The sequence below is a fragment of the Dysgonomonas sp. 521 genome (genome assembly GCF_010501055.1).
Taxonomy (GTDB): domain Bacteria; phylum Bacteroidota; class Bacteroidia; order Bacteroidales; family Dysgonomonadaceae; genus Dysgonomonas.
In genome coordinates this window covers 1-11,701 of sequence record NZ_QVMO01000099.1, presented here as the reverse complement: position 1 = coordinate 11,701, position 11,701 = coordinate 1, and the positions used below count along the sequence as shown (strand labels likewise).

Below are 11,701 nucleotides of genomic sequence, written 5' to 3'. Positions count from 1 at the left end.
GTGAATTGTTCTGTAGATATTGCGTACCTGACGGCACGCAATTAACCGATTAAAGCTTCTTTCTACCAACATTCAGTCCCTAAAGGGACAAAAAATAGCACATTTAATCCTTGATTCGCATAATATATGCCAATCAGGATTTGAGAAAAGGCTTGAAAAGCCAAATCTTCATAACCGCGGGTCATCGACCTGCGGAAAAAGGATGAGCAATACCAGCTGTCTGAAAGACAGGACATACTGTGTGTCCTGCCGCTTCGGGCAGGGGGGAGTGTAATTGCCTTGCTCCGTAAGCTACGCTGCGCTTGCATACGGTTATGAAGATTCTGCCTTTCAGGCAGGTATTGAGCTGCTTTTAACCCTTGATTAACCATTATTATTAAAGTTCTATCAAAATGTAAAAAAGCGCCGGATAAATCACTATCCGACGCCTTTTACTACCTATATATAAATAATCATTCGCTGAGTTTCCTATAATACTTAGGTATATAATCCGGGAAAAGCTCCGGATGGAATATATATGCCATGTCCTTCAGTATATAATCGGGATGGATGGGCAAGTCTTCGTAATAACTGCTATACGCGGTATTGCATCCATAAACATTCTTTTGTTTGAATGCCTCGAAATATGAATATGGTTTATACTCCCTTTCAAGTGTGGCATAGGTCATGTCAGACGGAGTATTGTATTTAATAATCCATGTGTCGGATTCTCCGGCTTTGTCCAGGACCGCCTCAAATGTGAGAGGCATATACGAAGTCGATTTATCATCCTTCCACGGATATGTTGCTCCCGCATCTGCCAGCATGTTCGACATAAAACTGCGGCCTCCCGGCATATTCCATTTACCCTGATAACGTATATCAGTGAGTACCGAAGGGCGGTCTGTTGTTTTGGCTACGGCTTCTTTTACCTCGTTGTAATTCTTTTCGGTAACGGCAAAAAGAGAATCTGCCAAATGTTCCTTCCCTGTAAATAACGAGTAGAAACGTATCCATTCTGCACGTCCGAGCGGATGAGATTCAGTATAGTCTACCGTTTCGAGGATAGGGATATTTGTTTTTTCCACATTGCCATATGTCCATCCCTGTATCGGGGTGGCAAATATAGCTTCGGGACTGAGCATGATTATTTTTTCAACATCCGGCTTGCTAGCCATACCCAGATTTTCTATCGCTCCGCTTTTTACACGTTCCTGAATTACACTAAGCTTGATATACTGGGGCTCGCAGACCCCTTTTATGATATCGGTTGCTCCTAATTCGTTCAGAGAAGAGCAATGGATGGTAGAATATGTCGCAACTTTTGTTAACGGAACTTTTACAATCGTACCTTTAGGCAGATTTGCAGGAAGTTCTTTTGTGCGGTCTACGAGGATATATGTTTGCAATAAACGTGTCGTATCCCACGGGTCGCGTACCGAGACAAGTGTATAATCGTTATACTTCTTTACCTGAAACCCTTTGGCATAATGAACAGTGTAGACAGAGTCCGCCTGCTTATGATTCCCAGTATCATTTTGTCCGGCAGGCTTTTGTTTGTTGCAGCCCGCCAGAACAAAAATGATTGTAAAAAGTAGTGGTATGTTGAGGAATTTCATGGGCTTATTTAGGACAACTGGTACAAATTGGTACATCATCTTGCCAAGAGATAAAAGTTATTTCTTTTCCTTGCCTATAATTGCAAGCTATACCTTCTAACTTAATCTTAGGCTGGCCAATAGCCTCTTTATCCCATTTTATTTTAAATGTAATTATTCTAGGAGTTATTCCAGTAAAACCTATGGTTGTTTTTCCGTCTATTGTACCGCCTTCGACACTAATAATTAGCTGTTGCATAGATTGACTCAAATTAATTTGGTACTCATATTCAAGTCCTTTTTTAGGAAAACCAGTTGCATATGGTTTTGTCTCATTATCTGATGCCCTAAATACGCTATTATCTAATATTGTATAGCAACTTTGAGAATAGCTTGTTAAGCAAAAAAATAGTGTTAAAAAGGATAAAATAAAAATCTTTTTCATGTTTGTAATTTTTAAAGTTAATAAATGAAGTTTTTAAATAGTCTATTTTACAGTCGGGCATGTTGTCATCGGATTTAGCCCTCCTGTGTCAAATTTTGTGATTAACTTACCATCTGTGCCGAATACATACATATCTCCATTACTTTTATAATCGGATGAACCGATGTATATGTATTTTTTTACAGGGTCGGAAGATATGCAGAATGGTTGGCTTACAATTGTACCATCCGTAATAAAACTGTCAGAAAGTTTTGTTCCGGTATTAGTATTATATACATTATAAATTATTTCCTGACTTCCATTAGCATCCCATTGAGAATAGATAGTATATAGCTTATCATCACATACTGTCATATATGTCGCGTTTCCTATTTCGGTTACCTTTTGGGTTTCAGCATCAATTCGTTGTAATTTATTCGGAACATAGTCAGGCCTTGTCTGAATGTAGTTGCCATTCGAGATAACAAAAATATTACCTTTATTGTCAACAGCTATTTTATCCGGATTCAGTACTACTTCTATCTTTTTATCTTCTGTAAATGTTTCAACATCTACAACCGAAACCGTTTTATCATATCCGATAGCAGTATTGTAGTCTAAACCACCTGAGTTAGCTACATATAATTTACCTTTCGATGCACGTACATATTCAGGATTACGACCTACAGCTACCTGTGCTTCGATTTCCAGTGTATTCGGGTTAATTTTCGCCAGATATCCGTCAAAGTATGTTACATATACCCAGCCATCGTAAGCTGTCAGGTTTCTAGGCTGTTGTTTTTGTCCGTTTTTTGTCGATTCTATTTCCTTCAGTATTTTACCTTCTTTATCCAATACATAAATAACAGCGGAACCATATACAGCTACGTAAGTCCTGTTTTTATACGTGATGATGTCTTGTCCGGTATCGCCCAGTTCTTTATTGTTTAAAGACTTGAAAATATCATAGGTAAGCTTACCGGTTTCGTAATCATAATAGGCGATATTGGAATTATTGCTTCCGCTTTTTCCGCTATTTAAAATATAGGAGCCTGTGCCTACTACTGGCGGTTCTACAACAGGATAACCATCATCGTCGCTACAGGATGCGAATCCCAGAACTAATGAGACAAAAAGAAAAGCATAAAAGAATTTGTTCAATTTCATAACGATAAAATATTTATATATTAAAAATTATAATTAGCCGAAATAGTAAATGAGCGCCCCGGCATAGGGTAGTACTGCACAATCTGGTAATTTTTGTTAGCCAGGTTAATCAGGTTGAATTGCAGGCGCAGGTTGTTGTTTCTCATCAAAAAAGACTTGTTTAATGATATACTATGGTCTGTGTATGATTCTATTTCATTCTCAGTGATATTCTGGTCAAGCGCATAGCGCTTGCCTGATATAATAACAGTATAGGCTATGTTTACCCAAGGGTTTTCCAGACTAACAGAGCCAGAGCCATAATGTCGCGGAGTATAAGGAATTTGGTCTTTATAGTTTTTACTGTCCTTATCAGTAATATCTATCACTTTCTGATAACTGTAGTTTCCCGTAACATCCAGTGAAATATCCCGGCTTAGTGACGCATGCAGCCGTGTATTCAGGTCAAGGCCTGTCATATCCACTTTCCCGTAATTACGCATTTTGAAAATATTCATAGTGGGAAAAGGTACGATCTTATCATCTACCTTATTCTTATACCCATCCAGCGAGATGCTGAAAAAATCGAATGTTTCGGATAGTTTTCCGGCCCATGTCAGCCCGATATTATATTGCGTTGCGTACTCTGGCTTCAGGTTAATATTTCCCATGCGTATATAGTACATGTCGTTGAATGTAGGCACCCTGAATATCTTTTTATACGAAGCACGAACCCTCAGGTTAGTTTGTACGAAAGGTAGGTATGATATGCTGAGCGAAGAGGTTATCTTTTTCTTATCATCAGGCGATTCCCCCGATTTTACACTTTCATCCACATAGGTTGCCAGAAGGCTTCCTGTGATTGTCAGGTGTTTGTTGCTGAATTGTACTGCCAATGCAGTAAGTGACGATAGTCTTTTAGGCTTATCCACATCTGCGAAATTACTGTTCAGCCGATTCTGAAAAATATCTTCGAAGAGACTTAAGGTAAAATATTGATGAGGTCTGTATAATACACCGGCAGAAGCATAATACTCATACTGGGTAATACGGTCTTCCTGCCTGCCATCTTCCACATTGTTGTTTATTGATATATATTTGTAATAGTTGCGGCTGAATTTCAACTGTCCCTTTATATCAACCTTATCGCTAAGGCTGTTTTTATAATATAGTTGGGAAAACAAATCCCTGTTCCAGACTCTTTCATTATTGTCGTCCCTGTACAGGATAACCGAACCTGGCAGTCCCCTTTCCGAATCATAATAGTTGACCTTGAATTTAAGTTCTCCTGCTTTACCCATGTTTCCATAAAGGTTTAGCTCTGTGCGCCAGATATCTACATCTGAGTTTCTGCGTTTACGCTCCTCGGTTTGTTCGGCATTTTTATATGTGAATTTATACCTTCCATCTGCTCTTTCCCATCCGCTGTTTAGTGAAAGGGAGAATTTTCCGTTTAGCCTTTGCGCATAGTATATGGTAGGGTTAAATAAACCGTAAGAACCTGTTTTGAGCTGTATATTAGCACCGTATGACTTGCTCGCAAATACAGGGTTCTCCGTTACCACTTCCAGTAATCCGGCAGAGGCGTACGATCTGGCAGGCTGAAAAATATTGTCCGATTGCCCGATTGTAAGCGAAATCATGGATACATTATCCAGCGAGAAGCGGCCTATATCTATTTGTCCCGATTGCACATTGCTCATTGTTACTCCATCGTAACTTACTGCTGTGTGCTGGGCACCCATTCCCCTTATCGATACGGTTTTCATACCGCCTATACCTCCGTAATCCTTAACCGTAACTCCGGAAAAGCGACGTACAGCATCCGACACAGAGAGTACTCCGATACGTTCTATTTCGGTGTTGTCAATTACCTGCAACGGTGTGGTTGAGCGTGATACAGATGGCTTTATATGAGCCGAAACCTCTACTTCCGATAGTCTCTTCGCATTGAGGCTGTCATTAATCTGGGCATGCAAGGGAACGTAGCATGTGATAGAAAAAGAGAGAATAGTGAATAAAAAAGTCCTTACCTTCATCATTTTGTTCAATAAAATGCTTCCGATAAGAACAGAGAAAAGAAATAGTATATATCCTTTACTGATGTCTCTTAAGCCTTATTCCTCGAAAGCTGTCCGAATTATTCACTTTGCAGGTCTTCTGACTTACTCCATCTTTAAACATCCTTCCCATCTATATCAGTTAACGGTTATCAGTTAATAGTTAACAACAAAATGTTGATTACTGATGCCTGTTCACTGTTTGCGACAGTGGTTTGCTATTCAAAGACTTTTCCAGCTATATTGTTAACTGATTATTGTTAACCGTTCACCGAAAAGAGCTTACAGCAGCGGGTCTGTTCAGGATTTACACCTGATTCCCTTTTCATTCGCGCAGATAATTATCCGCTAACGAAACAAAGCGATGCAAAGGTAAGGATAAAATGTAGAGTAAAACAAGATATTTTGTGTTTTTCTTTTAGTAAAAATATAGTAGCTTATTTTTTTAGAATAATATATCTATTTCGAATTTATCCTCAATATACAAATATCGGATTGAAAGACCATTCTTGTCACAAATTGATTTTACAATATTCAGGCCTAATCCGGATGAATCATTCAATTGGTTTCCTTTTGTCATGCGGTTAAAGAGGTTCTCGCTATTGTCTTTTGTAGCCGATGTGTTGACAATGATAAGTCTTGAGGAATTTAGTTCAATACTGATATTCCCACCTGTTATATTATGTCTGATCGCATTGCTCAGCAGGTTGGAAATAAGTATTTCGGCAAGGGTCGGATTTATATATACTGTACAGGGTTCAGTTTTAACGGTTACTGTCAGATTTTTAGCTTCGGTCAGCTCTTCCATGTCAGCCAGATAGTCATTAATAAGAATGTCTATCGAAACATCCTTCTTTATGTCGAACTGGTTGTTGTTGATTTTATTAATCAGCAGTAAAGACTTGTTCAGCCTTGATAAACGGTTTACAGCGCGTGATATTGCCTGTATGGTTTGCGATTGTTTTTCGTCATTTTGCATGGAATTATTTTGAATAAGCAGGTCAAACTTTGATTTTATGACAGCCAGAGGCGTTTGCATTTCATGCGATGTGTCTTCCGCAAACAGACGGGAATTCTCGTAATCTTCATTGATTTTCTGAACCATCTTCATTATCACATGGTTGATTTCATCAAATTCCTTTATCCCCGGGTCTTTTAAGTCAAGCGATGTATTAGCCTTTAAGTCATAATTGTGTAGTTTTTGCAGGTTCTTATTTAGAGGATTCCATATATTCCTTTTCAGCAGGAAGCTGATGACGTAAGTGAATAATAAGAGCAAAATAATCAATATCAGCAGGGAGGAGATTATGGCATAGAATAAATCGTTGGGGACAATAGTAGCCTGATTGATATTGATAAGATAATGCTCATCCTTATAAGATATTGTAAAATATAATTGACGGTAGGGCGTAAGTAATCCTGTTTCCTCACTAAGCATAACCGTATCCTTATATACCTTATCCGGATAGGGGTCAGTATCTGATATTTTTTGTTGCTCAATACGTGCAGGCTTCAGTACAAGGGTGGATGCAAGGGACAGGGTGTCGTGTTCGGCGACAAAGTTCTCAATCTTCTTTCGCTGGTCGTCCAGCATCTGATCGTTGGAGTAATGGATGAAGAAGCGAAAAATAAGAAAGTGCGATATACACCCTATAACCAGTACTACAAGCATGGATATAACCAGATATTTTCTTATAAGTTGAATCAGAGTCATTATTCCGAAAATTTATAACCAATACCGTACACTGTTTTTATATAATCCCTGCAACCTTTATCTATCAGCTTTTTCCGTAGATTCTTGATATGAGTATATATAAAATCCAGAGAGTCGGCGCTGAGGCTCATGTCGTCGCCCCATAAGTGTTCGCAAATAGTCTCTTTGCTCAGTACTTTTTCTTTATTCATCAGAAAGTATAACAGCAAGTCATATTCTTTGCGGGTAAATTCTACCTTTTTTCCGTTAACAAGCACTTTTCGGCTATTATACAAGATAGTTAGTTCATTGAATACCTTTTCGTTATCTCCCTGAAACCCTCTCCTTCGGATAATGGATTTAACTCTGGCATTCAGTTCCGACAGATGAAAGGGTTTGGTCAGATAATCGTCGGCACCTATATCCAGCCCTGTAAGCTTATCTTCCAATGAATCTTTAGCCGATATAATAATCACGCCGGCATCCTGTTTTTTTTCTTTCAGTTTCCGTATTATATCCAGCCCGCTGCCTCCGGGCAGGTTTATATCCACAATGACACAGTCGTATTCATACAACTCTATTTTCTCTTCAGCTTCATCGAATGTAGTGACCGATTCCACAGAGAAGTTTTCGGATATGAGGAATTCTGTGATTGATTCAAGCAAATCCACTTCATCTTCTATAACCAATAGATTCATTGTGAAATAATATTAAGTTATTGAATAACAAAATTACAAAATTATCCTGACTTCCTGTTTTATGTGTAGAGGCTACAAAAAAATGAGATGCCCACATCTATAAACGTGGGCATCCCTACAGTGTGTAGTACATTGGAATTGTTTTAGCCTTTTATCACAGTGCCTTCATGGTCAAAAACCAGGCTTCTGTAATACGATCTGTACTGATTACTCCCAAATGCGATTTTTACAAAATAGTTTCCATTCCCTTTTCTTTTGGAAACGATGATGCTATAGCCGGGGTAGTTTTCATTCAGATATTTCAAGATTGGGGCAGGAAGTTGTTTCGGGGACATATTCCCTTTGGGATAGTTTCTTCCATAAGGGTATCCTTTGCCATCGTTATATTTATATTCCGCTATATTGTTGCTTGTAGCCTGAATAGCAGGCAGGGAAACAGCCAATAAAATAAATAATAGTAATTTTTTCATATCTGTAAATCTTGTAGTTTGTTTTAATAACCTGTAAATTCTTGAACAAACATAGGCTATGAATCTGGAGTAAATCTGAAGTTGAACACTTATTAAAGACTTTTATTTAGTTTCTATATATTTTTTATCTCTTATTATTTTATAAAAATCCATTCTTCGCTTAAAAGAAAACGCTTACCTTTGCTTCATATTCATATATAAAACTAAATGAGAAATACATCCAGAGATAAAGCCTTACAAGAAATCAAAGTGGCCCAGCCTGCCCGTTTGCTCGATTTTTTAGTCGAAAGTCAGGTGCGTAAAAGCCGCAATGCAGTAAAGTCGCTCTTAGCACATAAGCAAATAAAGGTAAACGGTAAGCTTATTACACAGTTTGATTTTGAGTTGAAAAGCGGAGATCGGGTGGCCGTAATGAAATATGACCAGTCGCGAAAAGAGAAAAAACTGAAAGGCTTGAAAATCGTTTTCGAAGATGATGACCTTATTGTTATCGATAAAGAAGCGGGCGTATTGTCTGTATCTACCGATAAAGAAAAAGTGCGTACTGTATATAATGCCCTGAATGAATATGTAAGGAAAAAAGATAAGAATGCACGTATCTATGTACTTCATCGCCTGGACAGGGAAGTCTCAGGACTGATGATGTTTGCGAAAGATGCGGGGCTTCAGGAAATGTTTCAGAAAAACTGGGATCATTTGGTACCGCAATATTCATACGTGGCCATTGTAGAGGGACGTCCGGAGCCTAAAAACGGAACAGTAACCTCATGGCTGTCCGAAAATAAAAACTTTGTTATGATGTCATCCCTTGTTGATAACGGAGGCTTGGAATCAATCACGCATTACAAGACGCAAAAATCTAAAGGCGGTTACTCCTTATTGAGTTTCGATCTCGAAACAAGGCGTAAGAACCAACTGAGAGTCCATATGCAACAGATAGGGCATCCTGTAGTAGGCGACAAAAAGTATGGAGCGTCCAACAATCCGATCAAGCGGATCGCCCTTCATGCCGGGGAATTGGCATTGAAGCATCCTGTTACGGGCGAACTGCTGGAATTTAAAAGTCCGCTTCCAAAAAAAATGCAGGTGTTGATATCTGATACCGATAAGCAAAAACAAGAAAAATAAAATAATCCGGAGAATATGAACGAAGATTTGAAACAAATAGGGCAACGCCTGAAAGGATTGCGGGAGGCTTTGGATATGACACAGGAAGGGTTTGCCGATTCGTGTGGTATTCCGTTGCCGCAATATCAGCAATATGAAGCCGGCGAAAAAGATATGTCTATCAGCATACTGAAAGGTATAGCGTCGAAGCATAATGTAGACGTTTCGGTTTTGATGTTTGACGATGAACCCCGTATGAGTAGCTATTTCCTTACGCGCAAAGGTAAGGGACTGGCTGTAAACCGTGTCTCCAGCTATAGCTATCAGACATTGGCCGGCGGGTTTAACAATCGTAAAGCGGATGTGTTTGAAGTTACCGTAGAGCCCAAAGCCGATGATATCGACATACACCACAGTACCCATACCGGACAGGAGTTCAACCTTGTGCTCGAAGGACGTATGCTTTTACAGATAAATGGAAAAGACCTTATCCTTGAAGAGGGAGATAGCATTTACTTCGATTCGGGACTGCCTCATGGCATGAAGGCGCTGGACGGGAAGAAAGTAAAGTTCATAGCTGTTGTTTTGTAATTGTTTCGAAATTTCAAAATTTTATAACAGAAACCTGAAACCTGAAACTTGAAATCATGAAATATATATTATAATGCTTGAAAAATTTGTAAAACACACCCACTTCACTTCAACAAAAGATTTTGCGGAACACTATCATGTTGAAATTCCAGAGAATTTTAATTTCGGGTACGATGTTGTAGATGAATGGGCAAGGATAAATCCTGCAAAAAGGGCAATTTGCTGGGCTAACGACCTTGGCGAACATATTGATTTTACATTTGCAGATATAAAAGAACAGAGCGACCGTGCCGCCTCTTATTTCCAGTCGCTGGGCATTGGCAAGGGCGATATGGTAATGCTGATTATGAAGCGCCGCTACGAATTCTGGTTTGCCGTAATAGGGCTGCACAAGATTGGCGCTGTAGCCATTCCCGCGACCCACCTGCTGACCAAGAAGGATATTGTTTACCGTAACAATGCGGCGGACATAAAGGCTATTGTCAGCATCAACGACGAAATAGTCATTCAGCATATAAATGACGCTATGGCTGAGTCGCCTACAGTGAAACACCTTATCGCATGCGGAGATAATATCCCGGCGGGATGGGGCGACTTTCACAAAGGGCTGGAAGAAGCCGAGCCGTTTACCCGTCCGGAACATGTAAATACGAATGATGATATTTCCATACTGTACTTTACTTCGGGTACTACAGGAGAGCCTAAGATGGTAATACACAACTTTGTATATCCATTGGGGCATATTGTTACCGCGAAATACTGGCACAACCTGAATGAAGATAGCCTGCACCTTACAGTAGCCGATACCGGCTGGGCTAAAGCTGTATGGGGTAAGCTATACGGACAGTGGATTACAGGCGCGGCCGTAATGGTATACGACCATGAGAAATTTACGCCACAGGCCATGCTGCAACTCATACAGGAATATAAGGTTACATCCTTCTGTGCCCCTCCTACAGTGTTCAGGTTTATGATACGCGAAGACTTGTCGCATTATGATTTGTCGTCACTGAAGTATGCTACAACAGCCGGAGAAGCATTGAACCCGTCTGTTTTTGAGGCCTTTTATAAAGGTACGGGAATAAGGATGATGGAAGCTTTCGGGCAGACTGAAACGACCCCGACTATTATCACTTTTCCGTGGATGGAGCCTAAACCGGGTTCGATGGGAGTGCCCAATTCCGCCTATGACATGGATTTGATTGCTCCGGACGGACGTTCTGTCGAAGATGGCGAAGTGGGAGAAGTAGTTATCAAAACCGATAGATGGAGGCCTTTGGGATTGTTTTTGGGCTATTACCGTGATGAGGCTTTGACCAATGAAGTGTATCACGACAATGTATATCACACGGGAGATATGGCCTGGCGCGACGAAGACGGATACTACTGGTTTGTAGGACGTATGGACGATGTGATAAAAAGTTCGGGATACCGTATCGGGCCATTCGAAGTTGAAAGCGCGCTGATGACACACCCAGCCGTAGTAGAATGTGCTATCACTGGCGTTCCCGATGAAATAAGGGGGCAAGTGGTAAAAGCCACTATTGTACTGGCTCAGGACTATAAAGAGAAGGCCGATGAGCATCTGAAACATGAAATACAAAACCATGTGAAGAACGTAACGGCACCTTATAAATATCCGCGTATAATAGAGTTTGTAGATGAATTGCCGAAAACAATAAGCGGAAAAATAAAACGGGCTGAGATAAGAAAACAGGAATAATGTGCAGCGTAAAAATTAGCATATCCGCATATCTGTAAATTTGTAAATCATCGTTATACGCCATTTGCGAATTGATTCAATCGCAATAGCGTCCTAAATAAAAAGTGAGAGGTTTTCGTTTTCTGTTCCTTAAAGTTACCTTTGAGGTGCAACACAAAAAACGAACCTCTCATGGCAAAAATAACATTATTCGCTCAAATTCTTAGCAAACT

The 11,701-nt window shown here is 39.7% G+C and carries 10 protein-coding genes and 1 riboswitch; of the genes, 3 read left to right on the top strand and 7 right to left on the bottom strand.

The genetic code is table 11. The features are described from left to right. Positions 1-452: 452 nt before the first annotated feature. From D0T84_RS19160 to D0T84_RS19130, 7 genes are all read right to left on the bottom strand, one after another. A complete protein-coding gene (locus D0T84_RS19160; protein ID WP_163309465.1) occupies positions 453-1,598 on the bottom strand; it encodes an ABC transporter substrate-binding protein in 1,146 nt (381 codons plus the stop codon). A 4-nt stretch (positions 1,599-1,602) separates the two neighbouring features. Further along, positions 1,603-2,022, bottom strand: a complete 420-nt coding sequence (locus D0T84_RS19155; RefSeq protein ID WP_163309464.1) for a hypothetical protein — start codon at positions 2,020-2,022, stop codon at positions 1,603-1,605. A gap of 42 nt (positions 2,023-2,064) precedes the next feature. Then, positions 2,065-3,168, bottom strand: a complete 1,104-nt coding sequence (locus D0T84_RS19150; RefSeq protein ID WP_163309463.1) for a YncE family protein — start codon at positions 3,166-3,168, stop codon at positions 2,065-2,067. Between the two features lie 20 nt (positions 3,169-3,188). Next, positions 3,189-5,189: a TonB-dependent siderophore receptor gene (locus D0T84_RS19145; protein ID WP_255495476.1), complete on the bottom strand. Its 2,001-nt coding sequence runs from the start codon at positions 5,187-5,189 to the stop codon at positions 3,189-3,191. 90 nt (positions 5,190-5,279) lie between these two features. After that, positions 5,280-5,584: riboswitch (cobalamin riboswitch) on the bottom strand. 68 nt (positions 5,585-5,652) lie between these two features. Next, complete coding sequence (locus D0T84_RS19140) at positions 5,653-6,921, bottom strand: HAMP domain-containing sensor histidine kinase (RefSeq protein WP_163309462.1); 1,269 nt, start codon at positions 6,919-6,921, stop codon at positions 5,653-5,655. Then, positions 6,921-7,598, bottom strand: coding sequence for a response regulator transcription factor (locus D0T84_RS19135; RefSeq protein WP_163309461.1), 678 nt, complete (start codon positions 7,596-7,598; stop codon positions 6,921-6,923). The genes D0T84_RS19140 and D0T84_RS19135 overlap by 1 nt, the downstream gene beginning before the upstream one ends. A gap of 143 nt (positions 7,599-7,741) precedes the next feature. Next, complete coding sequence (locus D0T84_RS19130) at positions 7,742-8,068, bottom strand: hypothetical protein (RefSeq protein ID WP_163309460.1); 327 nt, start codon at positions 8,066-8,068, stop codon at positions 7,742-7,744. 207 nt (positions 8,069-8,275) lie between these two features. Here D0T84_RS19130 and D0T84_RS19125 point away from each other — a divergent pair, with 207 nt between their 5' ends. From D0T84_RS19125 to D0T84_RS19115, 3 genes are all read left to right on the top strand, one after another. Further along, the gene (locus D0T84_RS19125; protein ID WP_163309459.1) at positions 8,276-9,196 is read left to right on the top strand and encodes an RluA family pseudouridine synthase; all 921 of its coding nucleotides are present in this window, start codon (positions 8,276-8,278) and stop codon (positions 9,194-9,196) included. A 15-nt stretch (positions 9,197-9,211) separates the two neighbouring features. Continuing rightward, complete coding sequence (locus D0T84_RS19120; RefSeq protein ID WP_163309458.1) at positions 9,212-9,766, top strand: helix-turn-helix domain-containing protein; 555 nt, start codon at positions 9,212-9,214, stop codon at positions 9,764-9,766. 73 nt (positions 9,767-9,839) lie between these two features. Then, positions 9,840-11,489, top strand: coding sequence for an AMP-binding protein (locus D0T84_RS19115; RefSeq protein WP_163309457.1), 1,650 nt, complete (start codon positions 9,840-9,842; stop codon positions 11,487-11,489). The last annotated feature ends 212 nt before the right edge of the window (positions 11,490-11,701 follow it).

Bases quoted from the DNA above. Each gene is read 5' to 3' on its own strand.
- D0T84_RS19140 (WP_163309462.1), bottom strand. From the start codon at position 6,921: ATGACTCTGATTCAACTTATAAGAAAATATCTGGTTATATCCATGCTT.
- D0T84_RS19145 (WP_255495476.1), bottom strand. From the start codon at position 5,189: ATGATGAAGGTAAGGACTTTTTTATTCACTATTCTCTCTTTTTCTATC.
- D0T84_RS19130 (WP_163309460.1), bottom strand. From the start codon at position 8,068: ATGAAAAAATTACTATTATTTATTTTATTGGCTGTTTCCCTGCCTGCT.
- D0T84_RS19125 (WP_163309459.1), top strand. From the start codon at position 8,276: ATGAGAAATACATCCAGAGATAAAGCCTTACAAGAAATCAAAGTGGCC.
- D0T84_RS19120 (WP_163309458.1), top strand. From the start codon at position 9,212: ATGAACGAAGATTTGAAACAAATAGGGCAACGCCTGAAAGGATTGCGG.
- D0T84_RS19150 (WP_163309463.1), bottom strand. From the start codon at position 3,168: ATGAAATTGAACAAATTCTTTTATGCTTTTCTTTTTGTCTCATTAGTT.
- D0T84_RS19155 (WP_163309464.1), bottom strand. From the start codon at position 2,022: ATGAAAAAGATTTTTATTTTATCCTTTTTAACACTATTTTTTTGCTTA.
- D0T84_RS19160 (WP_163309465.1), bottom strand. From the start codon at position 1,598: ATGAAATTCCTCAACATACCACTACTTTTTACAATCATTTTTGTTCTG.
- D0T84_RS19115 (WP_163309457.1), top strand. From the start codon at position 9,840: ATGCTTGAAAAATTTGTAAAACACACCCACTTCACTTCAACAAAAGAT.
- D0T84_RS19135 (WP_163309461.1), bottom strand. From the start codon at position 7,598: ATGAATCTATTGGTTATAGAAGATGAAGTGGATTTGCTTGAATCAATC.